General features: G+C 57.0%; 23 protein-coding genes. 21 read left to right on the forward strand and 2 right to left on the reverse strand.

Annotated features, from left to right (window positions below; genetic code table 11):
* The first annotated feature begins 18 nt into the window (after positions 1–18).
* The 3 genes from MHI24_RS29330 to MHI24_RS29340 are packed head-to-tail and all read left to right on the forward strand — an operon-like array spanning position 19 to position 4,000.
* Entirely contained in the window at positions 19–1,683 is a 1,665-nt protein-coding gene (locus MHI24_RS29330; protein ID WP_340023081.1) for a spore germination protein, read from the forward strand.
* On the forward strand, positions 1,673–2,869 hold the full coding sequence (locus MHI24_RS29335) for a Ger(x)C family spore germination protein (RefSeq protein ID WP_340023082.1): 1,197 nt from the start codon (positions 1,673–1,675) through the stop codon (positions 2,867–2,869). The genes MHI24_RS29330 and MHI24_RS29335 overlap by 11 nt, the downstream gene beginning before the upstream one ends.
* Positions 2,870–2,899: 30 nt before the next feature.
* Positions 2,900–4,000, forward strand: coding sequence for a GerAB/ArcD/ProY family transporter (locus tag MHI24_RS29340; protein WP_340023083.1), 1,101 nt, complete (start codon positions 2,900–2,902; stop codon positions 3,998–4,000).
* On the opposite strand, the gene MHI24_RS29345 is transcribed toward MHI24_RS29340, so the two are convergent.
* Positions 3,973–4,230, reverse strand: coding sequence for a hypothetical protein (locus tag MHI24_RS29345; RefSeq protein ID WP_340023084.1), 258 nt, complete (start codon positions 4,228–4,230; stop codon positions 3,973–3,975). The two genes, MHI24_RS29340 and MHI24_RS29345, sit on opposite strands and share 28 nt — an antisense overlap.
* Positions 4,231–4,396: 166 nt before the next feature.
* Here MHI24_RS29345 and MHI24_RS29350 point away from each other — a divergent pair, with 166 nt between their 5' ends.
* From MHI24_RS29350 to spoVM, 16 genes are all read left to right on the forward strand, one after another.
* Positions 4,397–6,271 (forward strand): bifunctional homocysteine S-methyltransferase/methylenetetrahydrofolate reductase, encoded by a 1,875-nt coding sequence (locus MHI24_RS29350; protein WP_340023085.1) that lies wholly within the window; start codon positions 4,397–4,399, stop codon positions 6,269–6,271.
* Between the two features lie 35 nt (positions 6,272–6,306).
* A complete protein-coding gene (locus tag MHI24_RS29355; protein WP_340023086.1) occupies positions 6,307–7,200 on the forward strand; it encodes a YicC/YloC family endoribonuclease in 894 nt (297 codons plus the stop codon).
* A gap of 51 nt (positions 7,201–7,251) precedes the next feature.
* The gene (locus MHI24_RS29360; protein ID WP_006209218.1) at positions 7,252–7,512 is read left to right on the forward strand and encodes a DUF370 domain-containing protein; all 261 of its coding nucleotides are present in this window, start codon (positions 7,252–7,254) and stop codon (positions 7,510–7,512) included.
* Between the two features lie 18 nt (positions 7,513–7,530).
* Positions 7,531–8,100 (forward strand): guanylate kinase, encoded by a 570-nt coding sequence (gene gmk / locus MHI24_RS29365; protein WP_340023087.1) that lies wholly within the window; start codon positions 7,531–7,533, stop codon positions 8,098–8,100.
* 58 nt (positions 8,101–8,158) lie between these two features.
* A complete protein-coding gene (gene rpoZ / locus MHI24_RS29370) occupies positions 8,159–8,359 on the forward strand; it encodes a DNA-directed RNA polymerase subunit omega (protein WP_340023088.1) in 201 nt (66 codons plus the stop codon).
* Between the two features lie 229 nt (positions 8,360–8,588).
* Positions 8,589–9,821, forward strand: coding sequence for a bifunctional phosphopantothenoylcysteine decarboxylase/phosphopantothenate--cysteine ligase CoaBC (gene coaBC, locus MHI24_RS29375; RefSeq protein WP_340023089.1), 1,233 nt, complete (start codon positions 8,589–8,591; stop codon positions 9,819–9,821).
* A complete protein-coding gene (gene priA, locus MHI24_RS29380; protein WP_340023090.1) occupies positions 9,821–12,352 on the forward strand; it encodes a primosomal protein N' in 2,532 nt (843 codons plus the stop codon). Before coaBC ends, priA begins: the two co-directional genes overlap by 1 nt.
* Positions 12,353–12,425: 73 nt before the next feature.
* Positions 12,426–12,911 (forward strand): peptide deformylase, encoded by a 486-nt coding sequence (gene def, locus MHI24_RS29385; RefSeq protein WP_340023091.1) that lies wholly within the window; start codon positions 12,426–12,428, stop codon positions 12,909–12,911.
* 5 nt (positions 12,912–12,916) lie between these two features.
* Positions 12,917–13,858 carry a methionyl-tRNA formyltransferase gene (gene fmt / locus MHI24_RS29390; protein ID WP_340023092.1) on the forward strand — a complete coding sequence of 314 codons (942 nt, stop codon included), beginning with the start codon at positions 12,917–12,919 and terminating at the stop codon, positions 13,856–13,858.
* Between the two features lie 137 nt (positions 13,859–13,995).
* Entirely contained in the window at positions 13,996–15,327 is a 1,332-nt protein-coding gene (gene rsmB / locus MHI24_RS29395; RefSeq protein ID WP_340026834.1) for a 16S rRNA (cytosine(967)-C(5))-methyltransferase RsmB, read from the forward strand.
* A gap of 161 nt (positions 15,328–15,488) precedes the next feature.
* Positions 15,489–16,529 carry a 23S rRNA (adenine(2503)-C(2))-methyltransferase RlmN gene (rlmN, locus tag MHI24_RS29400; RefSeq protein ID WP_340023093.1) on the forward strand — a complete coding sequence of 347 codons (1,041 nt, stop codon included), beginning with the start codon at positions 15,489–15,491 and terminating at the stop codon, positions 16,527–16,529.
* 6 nt (positions 16,530–16,535) lie between these two features.
* The gene (locus tag MHI24_RS29405; RefSeq protein ID WP_340023094.1) at positions 16,536–17,312 is read left to right on the forward strand and encodes a Stp1/IreP family PP2C-type Ser/Thr phosphatase; all 777 of its coding nucleotides are present in this window, start codon (positions 16,536–16,538) and stop codon (positions 17,310–17,312) included.
* Entirely contained in the window at positions 17,309–19,588 is a 2,280-nt protein-coding gene (gene pknB, locus MHI24_RS29410; protein ID WP_340023095.1) for a Stk1 family PASTA domain-containing Ser/Thr kinase, read from the forward strand. Before MHI24_RS29405 ends, pknB begins: the two co-directional genes overlap by 4 nt.
* Before the next feature lie 118 nt (positions 19,589–19,706).
* Complete coding sequence (gene rsgA / locus MHI24_RS29415) at positions 19,707–20,612, forward strand: ribosome small subunit-dependent GTPase A (protein ID WP_340023096.1); 906 nt, start codon at positions 19,707–19,709, stop codon at positions 20,610–20,612.
* Positions 20,613–20,617: 5 nt separating this feature from the next.
* A complete protein-coding gene (gene rpe / locus MHI24_RS29420) occupies positions 20,618–21,286 on the forward strand; it encodes a ribulose-phosphate 3-epimerase (RefSeq protein ID WP_340023097.1) in 669 nt (222 codons plus the stop codon).
* Positions 21,287–21,469: 183 nt separating this feature from the next.
* Positions 21,470–21,550 carry a stage V sporulation protein SpoVM gene (spoVM, locus tag MHI24_RS29425; RefSeq protein WP_006675261.1) on the forward strand — a complete coding sequence of 27 codons (81 nt, stop codon included), beginning with the start codon at positions 21,470–21,472 and terminating at the stop codon, positions 21,548–21,550.
* Positions 21,551–21,624: 74 nt separating this feature from the next.
* Here spoVM and rpmB read toward each other — a convergent pair whose 3' ends face one another.
* Complete coding sequence (gene rpmB, locus MHI24_RS29430) at positions 21,625–21,813, reverse strand: 50S ribosomal protein L28 (protein ID WP_019911441.1); 189 nt, start codon at positions 21,811–21,813, stop codon at positions 21,625–21,627.
* Positions 21,814–22,004: 191 nt separating this feature from the next.
* On the opposite strand from rpmB, the gene MHI24_RS29435 reads away from it, so the two are divergent.
* Positions 22,005–23,792, forward strand: coding sequence for a DAK2 domain-containing protein (locus tag MHI24_RS29435; RefSeq protein ID WP_340023098.1), 1,788 nt, complete (start codon positions 22,005–22,007; stop codon positions 23,790–23,792).
* 62 nt (positions 23,793–23,854) lie between these two features.
* On the forward strand, positions 23,855–24,715 hold the full coding sequence (locus MHI24_RS29440; RefSeq protein WP_340023099.1) for a DegV family protein: 861 nt from the start codon (positions 23,855–23,857) through the stop codon (positions 24,713–24,715).
* Positions 24,716–24,725: the final 10 nt, after the last annotated feature.

A 24,725-nucleotide genomic window follows, 5' to 3' on the forward strand; every position in this document is an offset into this window, starting at 1 on the left:
ACAGGGGGAGGGGCGGATATGAAGCCACGTGCAAACCGCAAAGTACAGACAGCAGGAGCAGGCTCCGCCGCAGGAGGGCAGGCGGATAAGGCTCCTCGTGAACTTGCCGATACCGTATCTCAGAGTCTGGTCAATATTCAAACTGAGCTGGCCGGCAGCCCGGATCTCAAAATCCGCAGAATCCGCACGGGCGGAGAGCACGGGACAGAGGCGGCCGCTGTCCACTTAAGCGGACTGGCTGACCCTGCGGCTGTGAATGAATTCGTCATGGGATCATTGCTGGGCCATAGCGGTGACCTGTCCCAAGGCACACCGGCGGGGAGCGGGGAAGATTGCCCTGACGCCTCAGGTAACGAAGATCCACTGCCCCGGCTCATCCTCAGCCGCGCGCTGGAGATCGGGGATGCCGAGCTGCAGGAGGACTGGACGGAGCTGATGCTGGCCATTCTGTCGGGGGACACAGTGATTCTGCTGGAGGGCTGCCAGGCAGCGATTGTATGCGGGACCCGCGGCGGGGAACAGCGGGCAGTCAGTGAACCTTCCTCCCAGCTTGTGATCCGGGGACCGAAGGACGGGTTCGTGGAGTCGGCAGCGACGAATATCTCACTGATCCGCCGCAGAATCCGCTCCTCCAAGCTTCACCTGGAGGCGTTGAAGCTGGGGTCTGAGACACGGACCCATGTCGTGCTGATGTATATGAAGGGAATCGCCAGGGAGGATCTGATCCGGGAGGCCAGGAAGCGGCTTACGCAGATTCAGCTTGATGAGGTGCTGGAGTCGGGCTACATTGAAGAAATGATCCAGGACAAGACGTTTACGCCTTTTCCGACCATCTTCAATACCGAGCGGCCGGACGTGGCGGCAGGCAATCTGCTGGAGGGCCGGGTCATTGTGATTGTAGACGGCACTCCGTTTGTGCTGATTCTTCCGGCGGTATTCACGCAGTTCTTTCAATCTGCCGAGGATTATTCCCAGCGGTTCGATATTGTGATCCTGATGCGCCTGGTACGCTATTTAAGCTTCCTGGTGCTGATTCTGGGCCCTTCCGTGTACCTTGCGCTTACTACCTATCATTATGAGATGATTCCGACCACGCTGCTGATCAATCTGCTCTCGCAGCGGGAGAATGTGCCGTTTCCGGCCTTTGTGGAGCTGCTGCTGATGGAGACCGCTTTTGAAATTCTGCGTGAAGCAGGGGTGCGGATGCCGCGGGCCATCGGGCAGACCGTCTCGGTCGTTGGGGCGCTTATTCTCGGAACGGCGGTTGTAGAGGCGGGGATCATTACACCTATTATGGTTATCGTTGTGGCTCTGACCGGGATCGCCAGCTTTGCCATCCCGGCGTATGACATGGCGATAGCCGGACGGATTATCCGGTTTGCTTTTCTAATCATGGCGAGTCTGTTCGGCTTCTATGGCATTACCTTGGGGTTAATCCTGCTGGTGGCTCATATGAACAGCCTGCGCTCCTACGGTGTCCCTTATCTGTTCCCTGTCATTCCGCTATCCGTCAAGGGGTTAAAGGATACGTTCCTCAGGCTGCCGCTCTGGGTAATCGGGCCGAATAAGCCTCCCGAGCAGATGCGTAAAGAGCTGCCCCAATATGCACAGCTGACTACCGGACATCAAGAGAATATGGCCCCGCTCATCCGCAGGACGGAGGAGGAAGGACATGAAGAGTAGAGCGTGCTGCCTGATCCTTCTGCTGGCACTTCAAGCGCTGCTCTCCGGCTGCTGGGACAGTGTGGAGCTGAACCGGCGGGCCATTGTCTCGGGAGTAGCCATCGACAGGGGGGATACCGAAGCTGACAAGTACAGGCTGTCGTTTCAGGTGATTGTGGCAGAGGAAATATCGGGGGAGAAGAGCCGGGGAATCTCCCCGGTTGCAGTGTATACAGGGGTAGGGCGGAGCATGTTTGAGGCGCTTGCGGATGCTTCCCGCCAGACGGCGCGCTTGCTGTCACTGGGACATATCAGAGTGCTGGTAATCTCCGAGACGTTCGCCCGCGAAGGGATTAAGGACATCCTGGATGTCTTGGAGCGCGAGAGCGATGCCCGGCTGAACAGCATGGTCTTCATCTCCAAGGGGCAGCCTGCGCATGAATTAATGTCTACGATGACGGTATTCAGCAAGATTCCTGCCAATGATCTGGTGGAGAAGCTGGAGACAACCTCCAAGCAGTTCGGTTATAACTTCCAGATGGCGGTTGATGATGTCATCCGGGGCATTCAGATCAGGGGCGGCGGTCCGGTAATCAACGGCGTTTTTACCACCGGAGACCGGGAGCAGGCAGGGAGCAATGAGAACCTGAAGAGCATTGTCCCCCGGTCGATCCTCAGAGTCTCCGCGCTTGCCGCCTTCAAGGATGATAAGCTGAAGGGCTGGCTTACAGGCGATGCTGCGCTGGGCACCGGTCTGCTGCACAACCGGATCAAAGATTTCCCGAGCCTGATCCGCGATCGGAGGGGCGGTTATCTGGCCTTCAATGTGTATCAGTCCCAGCTCGCGCTGAAGGTCCGGTCCAGGGACCCGGAGCATCCTGTCTTTACCGTGCGGATCACCCAGCAGGCTGCGCTGAAGGAGTCTCCCAATACACTCGACCTGACATCACCGGAGGTGCTGGATGAGCTGTCGGAGCAGCTGGCTGAAGAGACCGTCAGGAAGCTTAAGACGGCTGTGACCTCCGCCCGGGAATTCAGGAGCGATATTCTCGGCTTCGGCCAGGCGCTGCAGCGGGGGAATCCGCAAGGCTGGAAGAAGGTCAGGGATCATTGGGAGGATGTGTTTGCCCGCTGTACCGTGAACTATGAGGCCGATGTAGTCATCCGGCATACCGATATGCGCAGCAATTCTTTTCAAATCAACTAGCCTTAAGCTGGACAGGAGGTTCGATAGTATATGGGGACGGTCAAATTGGGACTGGGGGAGTTTTTTTGCCTGACGGTTCTGTTCGAGCTGGGCACGGCGCTGGTGGTGAACCTCGGGATGGGGGCAGGCCGCGATGCCTGGCTCTCCATTCTGCTTGGCTGCGCGGCAGGACTGGTCATGTTCACGGGATACGCCTATCTGTACCGCAAGCATCCCGGGCTGCCCTTCACAGCTTATACGCGTAAATTGCTCGGAAAATATATTGGCACTCCAGTAGCGTTGTTCTACATCGTTCTCTATCTCAACCTGGCCGGCCGGGATTTACGCGATGGGAGCTCTATGCTGGCCATGGCCACGATGCATAACACCCCGTTGTTTATCCTCAGCACCCTGATGCTGCTCTCGGGGGCTTATGTTCTGCATAAAGGCCTTGAGGTGCTGGGCAGAACATCGATTGTATTTGCGGTAGTGGTGGTGGGGATTGGCCTGTTCGGGACGGTTATGCTGATATTCTCCGGGACGATTAATCTGAACAGGCTCCTGCCGGTCCTTGAGAACGGTATCCAGCCGGTAATAGCTTCAGTGCTTCATCAGAATTACATGTTTCCGTTCGGGGAGATCGTCTGCTTCACCATGCTGATGCCTTATCTGGACAATGGTAAAAAAGGTCCCTGGGTCATCGCCGCCGCCATGCTGTTCTCCGCACTGCTGCTGAGCTTCACCATGGCGCTGAATGTGTCGGTACTGGGCGCCGACATCGTGGAGCGTTCGCCGCTTCCGCTGATGCCGACGATCAGCAAGATCACCATCTCGGATTTCATCCAGCGGGTGGATATTTTTGTCGTCATGGTGCTGATTATCGGGGTGTTCTTCAAGATGTCTGTGTTCTTCGCTGCCGCGATGATCGGCATCTCCGAGCTGTTCCGCCTGCCATACCGCAGAATGCTCTACCCGTGTGCGCTGATCATTCTCTTCACCTCCATGCTGGATGCACGCAGCTTCGTTGAGCATCTGGAAGAGGGGAGCATTCTGCTGTACAGGGTCTATCCCTTCATTATGATTGTTATTCCCGGGCTGCTGGTGATCGTTAACACCGTCCGGGATCACTTCTCTGACCCGCGTCCCGGCTGATTTCCGCGTATCCAGTACACGGCATCCGGCACGATCAGACACAGGAGCAGCACTGCTGCAGTCAGCTTCTCCGAGGCGGTATAGAGCAGATAATTCAGGATGTAGCCAAGATTCTCATGACTATAGCCGAGCAGCAGATCCATCAGATACAAATACAGCAGGGACAGCGCCGACAGCAGCAGCAGTACGGCGTATTTGCGCAGCAGCAGCCTTCGGGTTTTCTTTTTCATGCCAGCAGCTCCTTTGTAATTGAATTCCAGGCTAGTATGAATCAATTGGCCGGCCGTCATACAAGCGGACAAGCGGGGCAGCCCAATTGCCTGCGAAAGCTTATCAAGCCTCCCGATTTATGTTACATTAGTATGAAACTAATGAGAGTTGGGGGAGGTTCTTGCGGTGAAGCCGGATTTACGCTCTGCATGGGAGAATAACGTATTGGTCGGAGACGGGGCGATGGGAACACTGCTGTATCAGAAAGGGTTCCCGGTTGGTATCTCCTATGAGGAATTGAATCTGACCTCGCCGGGGGTCATTGAGGAAGTGCACCGGAGCTATATCGACGCAGGTGCCGTACTGCTGGAGAGTAACACCTATTCGGCTAACTTCGACAAGCTGTCCAAGTTCGGGCTGGAGTCCAAGGTTGCAGAGATTAACCGTGCCGGAGTACGGATTGCCCGCCAGGCTGCCGGAGAGAAGGGCTATGTGGTCGGGGCGATCGGCTCTATCCGCGCCGGCAAGCGGGCGAATCTGTCTGCGGCTGAGCTGAAGCGGTTCTTCTCGCAGCAGATTGCCGCCTTGCTGGAGGAGCAGCCGGACGGGATCATGCTTGAGACCTTCTATGATGTGGAGGAGCTGCATCTCGCCCTGAAGTCGGTCCGTAAGCTAAGTGCACTGCCGGTCATCTGCCAGCTGGCTGTAGACGATTCGGCGCGGACGCTGGACGGGCTGACCCTGCCGGAAGCATTCCGCATTCTGGAGCAGGACGGGGCGGATGTAATCGGCTTCAACTGCAACACCGGACCGAACGGAATCAAGCGGGCGCTGGGTACGCTTCAGGGCAGTCTGGTGCTTCCGGTATCCATCTACCCGAACGCCGGGGTAGCGGATTATGTGGACGGCCAGTACCGCTACGGCGCATCGCCGGAATATTTCGGCCAGATGGCTACGGTCTTCGCCGATATGGGCAGCCGGATTATCGGCGGATGCTGCGGTACGACACCGCGGCATATTGCCGAGATCTCCGCTGCGCTGAAGGGCTATGTGGTTGAACCGTTGCCTGAACCGGCACCGAGAGCGGCTGAGCGGATCGCCGTCCACGAGCATCTGGCCGAGGATGAGGGCCAGGGAGGCGGCGAGCCTACGCTGGTCGATCTGGTGAAGGAACGGCACACCGTCATTGTGGAGCTGGACCCGCCGCGCGACCTGGATATCGCGAAGTTCATGAAGGGGGCAGAGGCGCTGCGCAGGTCGGGAGCCGATGCGCTGACGCTGGCCGACAATTCGCTCGCCGTGACCCGGATGAGCAACATGGCGCTCGGACACCTCGTCCAGGCCCGCACAGGCCTGCGGCCGCTCGTGCACATCGCCTGCCGGGACCGCAATCTGATCGGCACACAGTCACATCTGATGGGCTTCGATGCGCTGGGCATTGACCATGTGCTGGCTGTAACAGGCGATCCTGCGCGCTTCGGGGACCTGCCCGGCTCAAGCTCGATCTATGACCTGACCTCCTTCGAGATCATCCGGATGATCCGGCAGCTTAATGACGGCGTGGCCTTCTCCGGCAAACCGCTCAAGCAGAAGGCGAAGTTCGTCATCGGCGCGGCGTTCAATCCGAATGTCAAGCATCTGAATAAGGCCGTGGAACGGCTGGAGAAGAAGATTGCTTCCGGCGCGGACTACATTATGACCCAGCCGGTATATGACCCGGAGCTGATTGTCCGCATTGCCGAGGCCACCTCGCATCTTAAGATTCCGATCTTCATCGGGATTATGCCGCTGGCCAGCGGGCGCAATGCGGAATATCTTCATAATGAGGTGCCGGGCATCCAGCTCTCGGATGAGGTGCGCGGACGGATGAAGGATCTTGAGGGGGAAGCGGGCCGCGCAGAGGGCGTCAGAATTGCCAAGGAGCTGCTGGATGCGGCTACTGCCCATTTTAACGGCATTTATCTGATTACTCCATTTATGTTCTATGATATGAGCGTCCAGCTGCTGGAGTATATCTGGACCAAGCAGGGGCGCCAATTATCCCCCTTGTTTCGCTTGTAATAATCAATTACAATAGTGTAATGGATGTGATTCCGTTGTCTTATAGTATGACCGGATACGGTCAGTCGGCCCTGCAATTCGGCGGACACAAGATTACGTTTGAAGTCAAATCGGTGAACAACCGTTACTGCGAAGTTGTGCTGCGGATGCCCCGGGAATGGACGGCTTATGAGGATCTGCTGCGCAGACTGGTTCAGAGTCATATCAAGCGGGGACGGGTAGATGTTATCATTAATAGAGAACCTGCGGATGGGGCGGCCGAGAGCTATGGGCTGAACCGCACTGCCGTGAACGCCTATCTGGAATCAGCGGAGACGCTGGTCCGGGAGTATGGCTTCAAGGGAGAATTATCTCTGGCAGAGCTGCTCGCCCTTCCCGGTGTTATGGTCTCCAGGGAAGATTCTGCGCCTGCTGGTGAGTCCTGCGAAGAGCTTCCGGGACTGCTGGAGCAGGGGCTTCAGCTTAGTCTGGATGCCCTGCTGGAGATGCGCGCCCGCGAAGGTTCCCACCTGGCAGCGGATCTGCTGCTGCGGCTTGACCGTCTGCAGGAGCTTCATGCCGAGGTCAGCGGGCTGGCGCCCCTGGCCGTCCAGGAATACCGCGAGAAGCTGCGGCAGCGGCTGGGCGCGCTGAATGACGGGGCCTTCCCGTGGGACGAGCATAAGTTCGGCATGGAGGTGGCCTTGTTCGCCGACCGCTGCAATATCGATGAGGAACTGACCCGGCTGGAGAGCCATTTCGGGCAGTGCAGAGCCCTGCTGCTCGGCGGCGGGCCTGCCGGACGCAAGCTGGATTTCCTGATTCAGGAGATGAACCGGGAGACCAACACGATCGGGTCCAAGTGCAATCATCTGGCGGTAGTGAATCTCACATTGGATATGAAGGCAGAGCTTGAGAAGATCCGCGAGCAGGCGGCGAATCTGGAATGACAGAAGCCTTATGCAAGCAATGATGGAACTTATGGGGGGAACAACCGGAACATGGCAATCAAATTAATCAACATCGGCTTTGGAAATATCGTGTCAGCGAACCGTATTATTTCCATTGTCAGCCCGGAATCGGCACCGATTAAGAGAATTATCCAAGAGGCCAGAGACCGGCATATGCTGATCGATGCCACCTACGGGAGGCGGACGCGGGCTGTCATTATAACCGATAGCGATCATGTGATTCTCTCGGCAGTTCAGCCGGAGACGGTCGCTCACCGCCTGTCCAGCAAAGACGACGATAACGACGAATAACAACAAATGGAGTGTACTATGTCAAAAGGATTGCTGATTATCTTATCCGGCCCTTCCGGTGTCGGCAAAGGCACGGTGTGCTCTGCACTGCGGCCGAGGATGCCCGAGCTCGTCTATTCCGTATCTGCCACCACGCGTTCTCCGCGTGAAGGCGAACAGGACGGCGTCAATTACTTCTTCAAATCAAGAGAGCAGTTCGCTGACATGATTGAAGGCGACAAGCTGCTCGAATATGCAGAGTACGTAGGTAATTATTACGGGACTCCGCGTGATTTCGTGGAGAAGACTCTTGAGAGCGGAAGAGATATCATTCTGGAGATTGAGGTCCAGGGCGCGCTCAAGGTCAAAGAGAAATTCCCTGAAGGCATCTTTGTCTTCCTGCTTCCCCCGTCCATGGACGAACTGAAGGACCGCATCCGCGGACGCGGCACAGAGCATCCTGATGTAATCAGCCACCGCATGTCAGTGGCCGAGGATGAGATCAGTTTGATCCGTCATTATGACTATGCCGTGGTGAACGATGAGATTGATCTGGCCTGCAAGCGAATAGAAAGCATTATTATCGCCGAACATTGTAAGGTGAGATGAGCGGTTTCCGGGAATTAACCATTGATAGATACAGATCAAAGATGAAGAGGTGTCGTACGTGCTATATCCATCCATTGATGAAATGATGAATAAGGTTGACAGCAAGTATTCTCTGGTAGTAGCTTCCGCCCGCCGGGCCAGAGCGCTCCGTGAAGGCAGTAAGACGGATATTCTTGCGCCGAAGTCGCATAAATATGTCGGTGTTGCGCTCGAAGAGATTTATGAGGACCGGATTCTGGTCACACGCGGCGAGGAATAGGCTGGCGGATGCCGGTTCAAGAATCGTTGTAGCAGGTGTTGAAATGGTGCTGCCCTCGACAGGGCGGCAGAGCCATTTCGGCCCGGCAGGCGCTTAAATGAATTGATAATGGCCCGTACCGGGCTGTTCCTGACAACCGGAAGGTTGTTATTTTTTTCTCTATAGATCAGGAAAATATTAGGAATGGCAGTAGAGCGGGTTCAAATGATGAAGCGGGGGGAGAGCGCAAGTGAAGAGCTTACAAGGGAAAACGATTATACTCGGAATTACAGGCGGGATTGCAGCATATAAGGCAGCGGCATTAACCAGCAAGCTAACCCAGCAAGGGGCAGAGGTGCATGTCATCATGACGGCATCAGCCAAGCAATTCATCACCGAATTGACGCTGCAGTCGCTGTCGAAGCAGCGGGTATACAGTGATACATTCCAGGAACGCGATCCGTCCTCCATCTCCCATATTGATCTGGCGGATGCTGCCGATCTGGTCCTGGTCGCACCGGCTACCGCCAACATTATTGCCAAGATGGCGCACGGGATTGCCGATGATATGCTGTCGACCACCCTGCTTGCCACTACGGCGCCCGTGATGATTGCTCCGGCTATGAATGTGCATATGTATCAGCATCCGGCGGTGCTCAGCAATATGGACATCCTCTATAACCGGGGAGTGCAGTTTATTGAACCGGGCGAGGGGCTGCTGGCCTGCGGATATGTCGGCAAAGGCCGGCTGGAGGAGCCGGAAGCGATTGTGAAGGTGGTCGGGAATTTTTTTGCGCTGCAGCAGGACAGGAAGTCCGGTCCGCTCAGCGGCCGTAAAGTCGTGATTACCGCTGGAGGAACAGTGGAGCGCATTGATCCGGTCCGTTATATCTCCAATGATTCCTCGGGCAAAATGGGCTTTGCGCTGGCGCGCACAGCGCGAGCTATGGGGGCTGAGGTGACACTGATTGCCGCACGCACCGATGAAGCGCCGCCCCGTGATGCCGGGATTACACTGGTCCGCGTCCAGTCGGCGCAGGATATGTATGAAGCGGTTATGGAGCGCTGGGAGGATTGTGATATTCTCATAAAAGCTGCTGCAGTCGCCGATTACCGCCCAAGGCAGAGTGCCGAATCGAAGATTAAGAAGAGCGGCGATACCCTGACGCTGGAGCTTGTGAAGACCACCGACATTCTGGAGAGTCTGGGAAAGGCCAAGAAAGGGCAGTTCCTGATCGGCTTTGCCGCCGAGACCGGAGACACCGAATTCTATGCCAAGGACAAGCTGGCCCGCAAGAACCTGGATCTGATTATCGCCAATGATGTAACCGCAGCAGGGGCAGGCTTCGGCACAGACACCAATATCGTTAAGGTTTATGATGCGGAGGGCCTTGTGCTCGATCTCCCTTTGATCTCCAAGGATGAGGTGGCCCGGCAGGTGCTGCGGCTGGCTGCAGAGCGGGCTGCCGGAGTCTCGTTATAATGGATATTGCCAAGGTCATCGTCGATGTTCCCGTACGCAGTACCGACCGGCCGTTTGATTATATAATCCCGGAAGCTCTGAAGCTGTGGACGGAGGTCGGCAGCAGGGTAGCCGTTCCGTTCGGTGGCCGGACGGTCCAGGGGTTCGTGGTCTCTCTGGAATCGGGAGACACCGGCGGGGGCAGCAAGCTGAAGCCGATTGTGGAGGTGCTTGATCTGCTGCCGCCGCTGTCGCCGGAGCTGGTGGAGCTGGCGGACTGGATGAGCCAGCGGTATGCCTGCAGACGGATCTCCGCCCTGCAGGCTATGCTTCCGACTGCCCTCAAGGGCAAAGCCGAGCGGCTGATCTCGCTCGGGGACGTTGCGGAAGCGGACCAGCCGCCCGCAGACGAGCTGTTCCCGCTCTTCCTGGAGGCTGAGGACGAAGAGCAGCAGATTATCGACTTCGTCAGACGCCACAGTGAGGTGTCGATGAAGCTGCTGACCCGTTCCTTCCCGGATGCGGCGGAGACCATCAAGTTCATGGTGCGGCGCGGGGTGTTATCAGAGAGCCAGTCGATCAAGGATAAGATGGGCAAAAAGAAGCTGAAGGCTGTAGACCTGGCCATTGGCATAGCGGCAGCGCGGGAATCGCTGTCCGGCTTTCCGGCGCGTTCGGCGCGCCAGAAGGAGGTGCTCTCCTACCTCATCGAGATGGAGGCCATCCTGCCCATGCCGCTTAAGGATATCCTGTCCATCCTTCAGGTGACGGCCGGTACGGTCAAAGCGCTGGAGGATAAAGGATATATTGAGATCAGTGAAATTGAGGTCTACCGCGACCCCTACCGGGGGCGGGACTTCAAGCCAAGTGCTCCGCTGCCGCTGACAGCGGAGCAACAATCGGTCTACGATAGGATCGTAAGCGTAATAGAGCGGCAGATGCATGAGGTCTTCCTGCTGCACGGGGTGACCGGCAGCGGGAAGACCGAGATCTATCTGCAGTGTATCCAGCGCTGTATCGAGCAGGGGCGGCAGGCCGTGGTGCTCGTTCCTGAGATTGCGCTGACCCCACAGATGGTAGAGCGGTTCAAGGGCCGGTTCGGCAGCGGGGTGGCGGTGATGCACAGCCGGCTGTCGGTTGGCGAGCGTTACGATGAGTGGCGCAAGATCCGCGAAGGCAAGGCCATGGTGGCGGTTGGGGCGCGTTCGGCTGTATTTGCCCCGTTCGCCAATCTCGGCCTGATCATTATGGATGAAGAGCATGAAGGCTCCTACAAGCAGGAGGAGAATCCGAAGTATCATGCCCGTGATGTAGCAGTGCGCCGGGCGGAGCAGGGCGGGGCGGCCGTTATTCTCGGCTCGGCGACCCCGTCGCTGGAGAGCTATCATGCCGCGCGCAGCCAGAGCGATATCCATTTCTCGCCGGTGCTGCTGGAGATGCCCAGCCGCGCACTCGGCAATGAGCTGCCGAAGGTGGATGTGGTCGATATGCGTTCGGAGCTTAAGGAAGGCAACCGTTCCATGTTCAGCCGCAGGCTTCATAGCGCCCTGGCGGACAGGCTGGAACGCGGGGAGCAGACGGTGCTTCTGCTGAACCGGCGGGGCTTCTCGACCTTCGTCATGTGCCGGAGCTGCGGCTATGTCGCCGGCTGTCCGGATTGCGATATCTCGCTGACCTATCACAGCCGCAGCGACAATCTGCGCTGCCATTACTGCGGCCATGCCGAACCGGCTCCCAAGCTGTGCCCGGAATGCGGCAGCGAGCATATCCGCTTCTTCGGCACGGGTACACAGCGGGTGGAGGAGGAGCTGGGCAAGCTCTTCCCCGGCATCCGGGTGATCCGTATGGATGTCGATACCACAACAGAGAAGGGCTCGCATGAGAAGCTGCTGAACCAGTTCAGGGACAAGAAGGCGGATGTGCTGCTGGGCACCCAGATGGTCGCCAAGGGGCTGGACTTCCCCGATGTCACGCTGGTTGGTGTCATCACGGCCGACTCTGCGCTGAATCTGCCCGATTTCCGGGCGGCCGAGAAGACCTTCCAGCTGCTCACACAGGTGGCAGGCCGCGCCGGGCGGCATCAGCTTCCCGGCGAGGTGGTGGTGCAGTCGTACACCCCTGAGCATTATTCAATTATTCACGCCAGCGGCCACGACTACCGGTCATTCGTCCGGGATGAGCTGAAGCACCGCAAGGAGCTGCACTATCCGCCCTATTGCCGGCTGATTCTGGTTACCTTGTCGCATGAGCAGCTTCCGCTGCTGCTGAAGCTTGCTGAGAATTATGCGCAGGGCATTCAGGGCAAGGCCAGACAATTGCGCTGGTTCGGGAGCCTGGACAAGCTCTCCTCCGATGCGCTGGATCTGTTAGGTCCGGTGGCCTCTCCGCTGCCGCGGCTGAAGGGCCGTTACCGGTTTCAGTGTATTATCAAATGGCGCGGGGCCATCGATGCGATCGGCCTGGCCCGCCAGGTGGCTGAGGAGCTGGAGGATTCGGTCCGGGACAAGGGGCTCCAGATCAGCATTGATGTCGATCCGCAGATGTTGATGTAACCGCCCGGCGTGTTACAATCGTTTCATATAGACAGATATTAGACATGTACAGAACAAGGATGGTGTTAGTGTAATGGCAATCAGACTGATTGTGAAAGAACCGGATGAAGTATTGCACAAAAAAGCAAAAACCGTAACGAATATTACCCCTAACGTTCAAAAGCTGCTGGATGATATGGCAGATACGATGTATGACGCAGAAGGCGTGGGCCTGGCCGCCCCGCAGGTGGGCATCCTGAAACGGCTGATCGTCGTGGATGCCGATGAAGAGCACGGATTGATCAAGCTGATCAACCCGGAGATTGTCAGCATGGAGGGGGAGCAGTTCGGACCCGAAGGCTGCCTGAGTATTCCCGGACTGAACGGAGATGTCCGCCGGGCCGAGACAGTGACCGTACGCGGGCTTAACCGCGAGGGTGAGGAAGTGACGATTACCGGGAGCGGCCTGCTGGCCCGGGCATTTCAGCACGAAATCGACCACCTGAACGGCGTGCTGTTCACAGACATCGCCGAGAAGGTCTATGAGTATATACCGGAACGCAAAGAAGCTGAGGAGTGAGTGTAATGAAGATAGTGTTCATGGGAACACCGGCTTTTGCCGTGCCCTGCTTGCGGATGCTGGTGGAAGAAGGCTATGAGGTTGCCGCTGTGGTAACCCAGCCCGACCGTCCCCAGGGCCGCAAGAAGACGCTGGTACCGTCTCCGGTGAAGGAGGCGGCGCTGGAGCTGGGGCTGCCGGTCCTGCAGCCGGAGCGGCTGCGCCGGCCGGAGGCGGTAGCGGAGCTTGCTGCCTATGAGCCGGATCTGATTGTAACCGCTGCTTACGGGCAGATTCTGCCGAAGAGCGTGCTGGAGCTGCCCAAGAACGGATGCGTGAATGTTCACGGCTCCCTGCTGCCCAAATACCGGGGCGGTGCTCCGATTCAGCGCTGCATTATAAATGGTGAGCAGGTGACCGGTGTTACGCTGATGTATATGGCGGAAGGGCTGGATACCGGTGATATGATCTCCCGTGTAGAAGTGCCTATTGAGGAGGAGGATACCTCGGGCACGCTGTTCGTTAAGCTGAGCGCTGCCGGGCGGGAGCTGCTCCGGGCAGAAATGCCGCGTCTTGCCGCAGGCCGTGTAGAAGCCACCGTGCAGGATGAGAGTGAAGCCACCTATGCGCCCAATCTCAGCCGTGAAGATGAACGGATTGACTGGAGCAGGAAGTCGCGTGAAATATACAACCAGATTCGCGGGCTTGTCCCGTTCTCGGGAGCTTTCACCCTGTGGAACGGCGAGACCTTTAAGACATGGGCTGCTGCGAAGCCGGAGGACGGTCAAGGCGCCGGGGGCGATGCGGCTCCGGGCACAGTGCTGTCTGTGAGCGCGCGCGGGGTAGAGGTGAAGACCGGTGACGGAACCCTTCATCTGATATCCGTTCAGCCCGCCGGCAAAAAAGCGATGAGCGCAGCCGACTTCAGCCGCGGCACAACGCTTGCGCCCGGCACGGTGCTCGGTTGAGCGCGGGCGGCAAGGGAGGAAGCGGCGGCCGTCCGCGCTCTCCCGGCAAGCAGGCTGCCGGTACGCGCAGAGCGGCTTCCGGCGGTGCTGCCAAACGGCCGGGCGGTAAGGCGCCTGCGCCGGCTTCAGCGCGTGAAGTGGCGCTTGATGTTCTTGTCCGTGTAGAGCAGCAGGGCGCATACAGCAATCTGCTGCTCGGCAGCAGCCTACAGAAGGCAGAGCTTGGCCGTGAGGACACGGGACTGGCCACGGAGCTGGTCTACGGTACCCTCTCGCGGATGATTACACTGGACTATGTGCTAGGCGGCTTCGTCAGCAAGGGCCTTGCCAAGCTGGAGCCTTGGGTGCGGGGACTGCTGCGGCTGAGCCTGTACCAGATCATGTATCTGGACCGGGTTCCTTCCCATGCGGCCGTGAATGAAGCAGTGAATATCGCCAAGCGGCGAGGCCATCAGGGAATATCCGGGATGGTTAACGGTGTCCTGCGCAGCGTGCTGCGGGCCGGGGAGCTGCCCGTCCTGCCGGAGGGGCTCAGCCGGGAGGAGCGCATCTCCATCCTGCACTCCCATCCGCTATGGATGGTCCAGCGCTGGTCGGAGGAATACGGGCCTGATACGGCGGAAGCCATGTGTGCGGCGAACAATGAGCCGCCGGCAGTCAGTGTCCGGGTGAATACGACGATGACCAGCCGGGACGCGCTGCTGGCCGAGCTGGCAGCGTCCGGCCTGGATGCCGTGGAATCGGAGATCAGCCCCTTCGGGCTGGTGATCCGCGGAGGCGGTAATCTGGCGCTCTCCTCCTGGTACAGGGACGGCTATCTGTCCGTCCAGGATGAGAGCTCTATGCTCGTTGCCGAAGCCGTGGCTCCCGGGCCGGGCATGAAGGTGCTCGACTGCTGCGCGGCTCCCGGCGGCAAAAGCGCTCATATGGGCGAATTGATGAAGGATCAGGGACTGATCCTGGCCAATGACCTCCATGAGCATAAAGCGAAGCTGATCGCCGAGCAGGCAGCCCGGCTCGGCCTGGAGTGCATTACGACCGCCACTGGCGATGCGCTGAAGCTGGCGGAGTCTCTTCCCCCGGCATCCTACGACCGGATTCTGCTGGATGCCCCCTGCTCAGGGCTTGGCGTGATCCGCCGCAAGCCTGACTTGAAGTGGCGGAAGCAGCCGGAGGATGTAGCCGGTATTGCAGCGCTGCAGCGCGAGCTGCTGCAGTCGGTCTCCCGGCTGCTGAAGCCGGGAGGCGTGCTGGTCTACAGCACCTGCACTACGGAGCAGGCGGAGAACAGCGGAGTGGTTGCCGGATTCCTGGAGCGCAACCCGGACTTCGCTTCGGTAAGCTTCCAGTCCCCCGTATGGGAACGGCTGAAGGGAACCGCCCTTGCTATGGGAGAGGGAATTCAGCTGCTTCCCCATCATTATGGAAGCGACGGGTTCTATATCGCCCGGCTGCAAAGACTCTCTTAACGGATTAACGGATGGAGAATCACCCTGGAATTACGGCCTCCCGCCCGCAGAAGCATTCTGTGCGGCGGGCTTTTCTTTTACCGGATCTGAGATTTGTGTTAGAATAGGAAGAATGAGAAGCAATATGCATATAATTTATGAAAGTTCAGGTGCTTACAACAATGAAACCTTTAATATATGATTTGACATTAGAAGAGTTGCAGCAATGGGCTAAGGACAACGGGGAGCCGGCGTTCCGCGGCGGACAGATCTTCGATTGGCTCTATGTGAAGCGGGTCAATGAGTTCGATGCGATGAGCAATCTGTCCAAGGCGCTCCGCAGCAAGCTTGACGAGCAGTTCAGCCTGTCCGCGCTCACTGAAATTACGAAGCTGGAGTCCAAGGACGGCACGGTGAAGTTCCTGTTCGGCCTGCATGATGACCATGCAATCGAGACGGTTATTATGAAGCATAATTACGGCAATAGCGTATGCGTAACGACCCAGGTTGGCTGCCGGATCGGCTGTACCTTCTGTGCTTCCACGCTCGGCGGGCTGAAGCGTGACCTGACTGCAGGCGAGATTGTGGCCCAGGTGGTCCGCTCCCAGCAGATCCTGGATGCACGCGGCGAACGTGTCAGCAGCATTGTCATTATGGGGACAGGCGAGCCGTTCGAGAATTATGATGCAACGATGAGATTCCTCCGTCTGATGATTCACGAGAAGGGCCTCAACATCGGACAGCGCCATATCACCGTCTCCACCAGCGGCATTGTGCCGAACATCTACAAGTTCGCGGATGAAGATACACAGATTAATCTGGCCATCTCGATCCATGCCCCTAATGATACCCTGCGCTCCAAGCTGATGCCGGTGAACCGCCGGTATCCGTTTGATGATGTGATCGAGTCCCTGCGCTACTACCAGGCCAAGACCGGACGCCGGATCACCTTCGAATATGCTTTGATCGGCGGAGTTAATGACCAGCCTGAGCATGCCAAGGAACTGGCCGGTGTGCTCAAGACGATGCTCTGCCATGTGAATCTGATTCCGGTCAACCATGTGCCTGAGCGCAAGTATGTCCGGACTTCCCGCAATGATATCTTTGAATTTCAGCGTATACTGGCCGATCACGGTGTGAATGTCACCATCCGCCGTGAGCAGGGCCATGATATTGCGGCCGCATGTGGACAACTGCGTGCCAAACATATGGAGTTGGGGTGAGGATATTTGATCAGAACTGTTCAAGCCAGCGACATCGGCCGGGTACGTACGGTCAATGAGGATTCAGTCTGGATCGGCGCGACGCGCCACGGTTATACCCTCGGCATTATCGCCGACGGGATGGGGGGACATTTGGCTGGCGATACCGCGAGCAGGCTCGCGCTGGAGACGGTCAGGAGCCTTCTGGACCCGCTGCCTCCGGAGCTTCCGGAAGAGGAGCTGAAGACGGCGCTGACTGCCGCCATCATGGAAGCCAACGCCACCGTCTACAGCGAGGCCCAGGGCAATGAGGAGTTTCACAACATGGGAACAACTATTGTCGCAGCGCTGCTGAAGGATGCGGCCGGGTTCATCGGCCATATCGGGGACAGCAGGGCATACCTGATTCAGAGTGGCACAGCCAGACAACTAACCGAAGATCATACACTGGTTCATGAGCTGTTCAAGAGCGGTCAGATCAGTCTGGACGAAATGGATCATCATCCGCGCCGCAATGTGCTGAGCAGAGCTCTGGGGACAGATACCGAAGTATCTGCGGATCTCGTTCATGTGGAGCTTGAGCCGGGTGAGCTGCTGCTGCTATGCAGCGACGGGCTCAGCAATTATGTAAGCCCGGAGCATCTGGGCAAGGTAGCCGGAATCCATGAGATATCCCTGGAGGAACGGGCGGATCGATTACTTCAATTGGCATTGCTTGCGGGCGGCAGCGATAATATAAGCGTTGCTATGCTGGAACACCAAGGAGAGGCCGCAGTGCCCGAGACAAAGGAGTGGGATACATGATCGGTCACGAATTGGGCGGCCGTTATCAAATCATTGAACGGATCGGCGGAGGCGGCATGGCGCTCGTCTACAGAGCCCATGATATTCTGCTGAACCGCAATGTCGCTATCAAAGTATTGCGCAACCAGTTTGTGCATGATGAGGAATTCATCCGCCGCTTCCGGCGGGAGGCACAATCCGCTGCATCATTATCTCATCCGAATGTAGTCAGCATCTATGATGTCGGCCAGGAAGATGAAGTTCATTATATCGTTATGGAATATATTGAAGGCAAGAACCTGAACGAGATTATCAAAGAGCGGGCCCCGCTGCAGGTGGACGAAGCTGTGCGGATCGCATCGCAGATCTGTGACGCGCTCGATCATGCGCATATGAACCAGATTATTCACCGCGATATTAAACCTCATAACATTCTGATCGGCCGCAATGGCCGGGTTAAGGTCACCGACTTCGGGATTGCCCGCGCGGTTACGTCCACTACGATCACCCAGACGGGCTCCGTCGTGGGCTCTGTCCATTATTTCTCGCCGGAACATGCCAAAGGCGTAACTACAGGCGAGAAGTCGGACCTGTATTCACTTGGAATAGTACTCTATCAGATGCTCACCGGCGTATTGCCTTTTCTCGGGGAGAGCCCGATTAGTGTTGCCCTGAAGCATCTGCAGGAGGAATTCGAGGAGCCGCGCCTGCTGAATCCGCTGATTCCGCAGAGCGTGGAGAATGTGATTCTGAAGTCGATGCGCAAGAACCCTGACGAACGGTACCAGTCCGCCAAGCAGATGCTCCAGGATCTGGAGACCTGCCTGCTGCCTGAGCGCCGGAGTGAAGCCAAGATGTCATTCCAGGACGAGGATGACGAGGACCGGACGCGCATTATTCCGGCGATCAAGCCGCTTCAGCGTGGGCTGGGCAGCCGGGCCGGGGGCGGAGAGGAGCGGCTCCGCAGCATGGAGGAGGCTTCGCCGCCCGTGCCTGAGAAGCACAAGAAGAGCCGTGCCGCACTGTGGATCAGCCTGACTCTGGTTGTGCTGATTGCCATGGCCGGAGTTGTATGGTACGTCAACTCCAAATTGTCGGTCGATGAAGTATCGGTGCCGGTAGTGACCGGCAAATCCTTCGAGGAAGCCAAGGCGGAGCTTGAGGCCGTGGGTCTTCTTGCCGAGGAGCCGCCGCTGCAGGAATACAAAGAGGGTTTTGCAGAGAATATCGTCTGGAAGCAGAACAAGACCAATACGATGGTCAAAGAAGGCACACATATTATCCTGACGGTCAGCACGGCCAAGACGCTGCCCAAGCTGCCTGATGTTTCCGGTAAGAGCTACGACGATGCGGTCAAGGAATTGATGGCCTTAGGTATCGCCCAGGGCAATATCTCTCCAGACGAGCGGTACAGCGAAGAATTCGATAAGGGCAAGGTCATCAGCTCCGAGCCAGCGGCGAACAGCGAATATGATCCTGAGAACGTTACAGTCAAGCTGATGGTAAGCAAAGGCAAAGAAAGCATCCAGATGCCGGATCTTCTCGGCAAGACGGAGAAGGAGGCCAAGGCCGAGCTGGAAAAGGTTGGACTTGTGCTGGATGCGGTCAAGGAAGAGCCGAGTTATACGATTGAGAAGGGCAAGGTCACCAAGCAATGGGCCTATGAAGCAGGGGATCTGGTTCCTCCTGGTGAGAAGATCACGATCTACATCAGCACAGGGTATGCCCCTGAAGCTCTGGAGTATACATTTAATGTTCCTGTTGCGCCGGTTGCAGAAGGCAAGAAGAGCAAGATCCGCATTGTGTTTGCGGATGCGCGCAACAATGGCGAGAATCAGGAATGGGGCACGCGCACCATCGGCAAGAGCCAGGTCCTGTCCGTGAATATGGTGCTGGCTCCGAACAAAGACGGAATGGTCTCCGTCTACCGGGACGGGGAATTCCTGGAGACCTATCCGATTACGTATGTGGATGTCAAGAACGGCAGCGTGCAGCAGCCAGAGCCTCCACCGATGGAGACACCGACTCCTGCGCCAACCGTTGCGCCGACAGAGACGCCTACGCCAGACCCGACCATAGAGCCTGAGATTCTGCCGCCGGACGACGGCGGGGAAGGCGGGGAGACGGGTGGCGGGGCGAATAACCAGACCGGTTATGTGCCGGGCAGCGCCCAGAATGACAATGTGCAGACTGCTGCGCAGGTCAAAGGTAAAGGCAACAATAACGGCAACGGGCACGCTAAGGGCAATGGCCCCGGCAAAGATAAGTCCGGCAAAGATAAGCCCGGCAAACCATAAAAGATAAGCATCAGCAGACCCGGCGCCGGAACCGGCAGGGCTGAAGCGTGCAAATGACCCGGGGATACCTCATCTTGGGTCATTTGCATAAATATCAGGAGAGGAAGGGTCAGCATGTATGCCTGAAGGAATCATAATCAAAGCATTGAGCGGATATTACTATGTTAAGCCGCTTAAGGATGGACAGATCGCAACCGGGGAAGAAACGGTGCAGTGCCGCGGGCGTGGCATTCTGAAGAAGAAGGGAACGGCTCCGCTGGTAGGCGACCGGGTCGTCTACATGCTTACGGAGAATGGCGAAGGCATGGTGGATGAGCTGCTTCCGCGCGAGTCGGAGCTTGTCCGCCCGCCGGTGGCGAATGTGAAGCTGGCGGTGCTGCTGTTCTCCGTCCGGGAGCCGGATATGAACTTGAATCTGCTGGACAAGTTCCTGGTTCATATCGAGCATTCCGGTCTCGACACGCTGATTGTACTTACGAAGCAGGATCTCGAAGAGGAGGACGGGCAGACTACGGAAGCTGTCAAAGCCCTGTACGAGCGGATCGGCTACGAGGTGATGGTCACCAGCTCCCTGAACGGAACCGGGGCGGAGGAGCTGCGGCAGCGGCTGGCCGGCGTCATCAGTGTCTTCTCCGGCCAGTCGGGTGTCGGTAAGTCCACTCTGCTGAACCGGCTTGTGCCTGAACTGGAGCTTGAGACCGGGGAGATCAGCCTGCGGCTTGGCCGGGGGCGTCATACGACGCGTCATGTCGAGCTTATGGACATCGGGGGCGGCGGTTTTGTCGCCGATACACCGGGCTTCAGCCAGCTGGACTTCCTGGAGCTGGGTGTCGAGGAGCTGTCGGTCTGCTTCCGCGAGTTCGCCGCCTATGCGGAGAATTGCAAATTCCGCGGCTGCAGCCATCTGCATGAGCCGGGCTGCAAGGTGATTGAGGCGTGGGAAGCCGGAGAGATTGCCGACAGCCGTTACGGGCATTACAAGCTGTTCTTTAATGAGATGAAAGATAAAAAGCGGAGGTACTGAAACTCATGGTAAAAATTGCTCCTTCCATATTGTCAGCGGATTTCGCAGCGCTTGGCGCAGAGGTGGCTGAAGCCGAAGCCAGCGGTGGGGACTGGATTCATGTAGATGTAATGGACGGGCAGTTCGTGCCGAATATTACACTCGGACCTGTAATTTGTGCAGCGGTGAAGCAGCATACCTCGCTGCCGCTCGATGTTCATCTGATGATTGAGCACCCGGAGAATTATATTGCTGCATTTGCGGCAGCGGGCGCTTCGGTGATCACCGTTCATGCAGAGGCCTGCGTGCATCTGCACCGTGTTGTACATCAGATCAAGGAGCTGGGCCTGATGGCCGGAGTAGCGATCAATCCGGGCACACCGGCAGCGGCTGTGCGGGAGGTTCTGGCGGATGTAGACATGGTTCTGGTCATGACCGTGAATCCGGGCTTCGGCGGCCAGGCCTTCATTCCGCGTACGCTGCACAAGATCAGGCAGCTCCGGGAATGGGCGGCCGAGATCAATCATAAGGGCCTGCTGATTGAGGTGGACGGCGGAATCGCCGAAGCCACTGCGCCGCTTGTCGCTGAAGCGGGAGCCGATGTGCTTGTAGCCGGCAACGCAGTCTTCGGGCGCAGCGACCGTGCAGCGGCAATCCGCGCCATCCGTGAGGCGGCAGACGGTGCAGTCTCTTAATCCCTGCGGCATTCGCAGACCGAAGGTATAGGCCAAGTTGTGCACGCATAAATATGGTTACATGAGCAGAAATCTCATGTAGCCTTTTTTTGTACCATAAGGGAGGTCTGCAGTCCGTTGGAATACAACAGCATGACAGGATAGTCTCCTACTGCAACGCAAGAATTGATGGGAGGGTGAATCATGAAATTTTACACGTTTAAGCTGCCGAAGTTTTTGGGAGGTTTTGTTAAAGCGATTTTGAACACTTTTCAGAAGAGTTAAGTTCAAACGGATAAGAAAATATGAAAAAAAGCACCTTACGTAGGTAAAGGGTGCTTTTTGCTACAGATATTAAACTATACGCGTTCAACCTTGCCGGCTTTCAGAGCACGGGTGCTGACATAGACGCGTTTCGGTTTGCCGTTCACGAGGATACGAACCTTCTGAACGTTGACTCCCCAAGAGCGACGGTTGCGGTTGTTCGCGTGAGACACGTGGTTACCGCTGCCAGGTTTCTTGCCTGTTACTGTACATTTGCGGGACATAGATTACACCTCCTTGTTACGTACACCTGCATAAAACAATACTTAAATATAATATCACAGCAAAATTTGCTTCGTCAACCGATTCAAAAACATTTATTTCTGAAGACTCTTATAGTACAATATAAATTAGTGCATTATGTCCAGTTAATCTTCGAATTGATTAGGCATGAAGTTAGGAAGGGGAATTCTCATTGAGTAAGCGTTCTATAAACGGGACAGATTTTACCGCAATGGTACTAACCGGTGCGGAACAGCTGCAGCAGCATGCAGAGCACGTAAATTCCTTGAATGTGTTTCCGGTGCCGGATGGAGATACGGGAACGAACATGAATTTGACGATGACCGCAGGCGCGAACGAACTGAAGAAGAATCATACAGCCTCTGTCGGTCAATGTGCCGGCGTGCTGTCGAAGGGACTGCTGATGGGGGCGCGCGGGAACTCCGGCGTTATTCTGTCGCAGCTGTTCAGAGGCTTCGGACGTTATGCGGCCCAATATGAAGAGCTGAATACCCAGCAGTTCGCGGCAGCGCTGCAGACCGGGGTAGACACCGCCTATAAGGCAGTGGTAAAGCCGGTGGAAGGCACGATTCTTACAGTAGCCAAGGAAGCGGCCAAACATGCGGTATATTATGCGCGGCGCACCACGGATATTACCGAGCTGATGACTGAGGTTCTCGCCAAAGCGAAGGAAGCCTTAGCACATACGCCTGAGCTGTTGCCTGTGCTGAAGCAGGTCGGAGTCGTGGATTCCGGGGGCCAGGGTCTGGTCTATATCTATGAAGGCTTCTACCAGCATCTGACCGGGGGGGCATCCGTCGCACCGCTTCAGCCTTCTGTGCAGGGACAAGCCTCAGTGCCGGCAGCAGCGGCGCCATCAGCTGTGCTGACTAAGCCGGAGCATGTGCCGTCCTCCGTACAGTCCTCTGCGCAATCCCAGCTCTCTACTGAAGATATTGAATTTTTATATGATATGGAATTCTTCATTAACCGCCGGCTTGGCGCATCCGTGAATTCGGATTTTGACGAGGATGCGTTTCGGAAAGCGTTGTCAGTGAACGGCGATTCGATTATTGTCATCTCGGATGAAGAGACGATCAAGGTGCATGTGCATTCCAAGACTCCGGGAGAGGTGCTGAACCTGGCGCTCGTCCACGGGGAGATTACCCAGATTCATATCCTTAACATGCGCGAGCAGCACCGTGATCTGCTGACGGCAGGGATGGATATCGCGCCGATGCCGGATGTTTTCGCCGATATTCCGGAAGAGAAATCGAGTGTGCAGGCACCTGCGGTACCTCCTGCGGATGATCTTGCCCCGTACGGCTTCATCGCTGTCTCCTCAGGAGAAGGAATTTCGAACATCTTCCGCAGCCTTGGTGTTGATGCGGTTCTGGCCGGCGGCCAGACGATGAACCCGAGCACAGAGGATTTCGTGAATGCGATCGCTTCAATCTCTGCCAAGCATATCTATATTCTGCCTAATAACTCCAACATTGTCCTCGCTGCACAGCAGGCGAAAGAGCTGCTGGAGGGTGAGCGTGAGATTACAGTGATTCCAAGCAAAAGCATCCCGCAGGGGATCTCGGCTGCGTTTGCCTTCCAGGAAGAGGATAGCGTTGAGGCCAATACGAGCAATATGCTGGAGGCCATCGCGCAGGTCAAATCCGGACAGGTGACCACAGCGGTACGGGATACCGTGATTGAGGCGCTGGAGATCAAGTCCGGGCAATATATCGGCATTGAGAGCTCGAAGATTGTTGCTGCTGCCGATGACCTGCTGGATGCAAGCAAGCAGCTGCTGACGAACATGCTGGTGAACGGTGATGAGATTGTAACGGTGCTGACCGGTGCCGATACCGAAGCGGAAGTGACCGTTGCTCTGGCCGAATGGCTGGAAAAGGCTTACCCGCAGGTTGAGGTTGAGATGCATGAAGGCGGGCAGCCGCTGTATTATTATCTTTTCTCGGTGGAGCCGTAAGCCTTCCTGAGTCTTGAGCAAGCAGTGTGGTTCAGCTATATCACAGTATGGGGAGGATAATCATGAATCGTACCGTAATCGTTACCGACAGCACCTCCGATATCCCGCCTGCCCTGGCGGAGCAGTACGGCATTGAAGTCGTTCCGCTGACGCTGATGTTCGGCGAAGAGGCGTTCCGGGATCAGGTGGACATGACTCCGGAACAGTTCTATGAGCGCCTTCCCCGCTCGCCGCAGCTGCCGACCACCTCGCAGCCGTCACCTGTCGAATATATGAATGTGTACCGCCGTATCCAGGAGCAGTACCCGGGCAGCCCGATTTTGTCCTTCCATATTTCTTCCGGACTTAGCGGGACCTATCAGTCTGCCGTTCTGGCCAAATCGATGCTTGAGGAGGACGGGGAAGCCATCACTGTGGTGGACAGCCTGTCGGCCTCTTACGGCTTCGGCTTCATGGTAGTGGAGGCTGCCCGCCTGGCACAGCAGGGCCAGGAGCCCGCCGCCATCCTGGAGCAGGTGGAGCGGCTGCGCCAGTCGCGCAAGCTGTATTTTCTTGTGGATACGCTCGAATATCTGCAGAAGGGCGGCCGGATCGGCAAAGCGTCCGCTATTCTCGGCACGCTGCTTAATATCAAGCCGATTCTGTCAATCGATGCAGAGGGAATCATCTATGCGGTAGAGAAGGTCCGGGGCCGCAAGAAGGCCGTTGCCCGCATGATAGAGCTGTTCAAAGCGGATCTGCCGGGTGTGAATAACATTAATGTAGCCGTGGGCCATACCGCTGAACCGGCTTCCGGCGAAGAATTCCTGCGGGAATTAGCCGGGCATTTCACTCTGAAAGAGAAGGTTCTGACCAACGTCGGCCCTGTTGTAGGCAGCCACGTGGGCAACGGGACCTTAGCCGTCTTCATCTGGCCCGCCTAGGTTAGGGGAT

Source organism: Paenibacillus sp. FSL K6-1096 (genome assembly GCF_037977055.1).
Lineage (GTDB): Bacteria > Bacillota > Bacilli > Paenibacillales > Paenibacillaceae > Paenibacillus_AQ.

Excerpts from the sequence above, each read along its gene's own strand:
- spoVM (WP_006675261.1), top strand. The coding sequence starts at position 21,470 with ATGAAATTTTACACGTTTAAGCTGCCGAAGTTTTTGGGAGGTTTTGTT.
- MHI24_RS29345 (WP_340023084.1), bottom strand. The coding sequence starts at position 4,230 with ATGAAAAAGAAAACCCGAAGGCTGCTGCTGCGCAAATACGCCGTACTG.
- def (WP_340023091.1), top strand. The coding sequence starts at position 12,426 with ATGGCAATCAGACTGATTGTGAAAGAACCGGATGAAGTATTGCACAAA.
- rpe (WP_340023097.1), top strand. The coding sequence starts at position 20,618 with ATGGTAAAAATTGCTCCTTCCATATTGTCAGCGGATTTCGCAGCGCTT.
- MHI24_RS29330 (WP_340023081.1), top strand. The coding sequence starts at position 19 with ATGAAGCCACGTGCAAACCGCAAAGTACAGACAGCAGGAGCAGGCTCC.
- gmk (WP_340023087.1), top strand. The coding sequence starts at position 7,531 with ATGTCAAAAGGATTGCTGATTATCTTATCCGGCCCTTCCGGTGTCGGC.
- MHI24_RS29335 (WP_340023082.1), top strand. The coding sequence starts at position 1,673 with ATGAAGAGTAGAGCGTGCTGCCTGATCCTTCTGCTGGCACTTCAAGCG.
- priA (WP_340023090.1), top strand. The coding sequence starts at position 9,821 with ATGGATATTGCCAAGGTCATCGTCGATGTTCCCGTACGCAGTACCGAC.
- MHI24_RS29340 (WP_340023083.1), top strand. The coding sequence starts at position 2,900 with ATGGGGACGGTCAAATTGGGACTGGGGGAGTTTTTTTGCCTGACGGTT.
- rlmN (WP_340023093.1), top strand. The coding sequence starts at position 15,489 with ATGAAACCTTTAATATATGATTTGACATTAGAAGAGTTGCAGCAATGG.
- fmt (WP_340023092.1), top strand. The coding sequence starts at position 12,917 with ATGAAGATAGTGTTCATGGGAACACCGGCTTTTGCCGTGCCCTGCTTG.
- MHI24_RS29360 (WP_006209218.1), top strand. The coding sequence starts at position 7,252 with ATGGCAATCAAATTAATCAACATCGGCTTTGGAAATATCGTGTCAGCG.
- MHI24_RS29440 (WP_340023099.1), top strand. The coding sequence starts at position 23,855 with ATGAATCGTACCGTAATCGTTACCGACAGCACCTCCGATATCCCGCCT.
- rsgA (WP_340023096.1), top strand. The coding sequence starts at position 19,707 with ATGCCTGAAGGAATCATAATCAAAGCATTGAGCGGATATTACTATGTT.
- pknB (WP_340023095.1), top strand. The coding sequence starts at position 17,309 with ATGATCGGTCACGAATTGGGCGGCCGTTATCAAATCATTGAACGGATC.
- rpmB (WP_019911441.1), bottom strand. The coding sequence starts at position 21,813 with ATGTCCCGCAAATGTACAGTAACAGGCAAGAAACCTGGCAGCGGTAAC.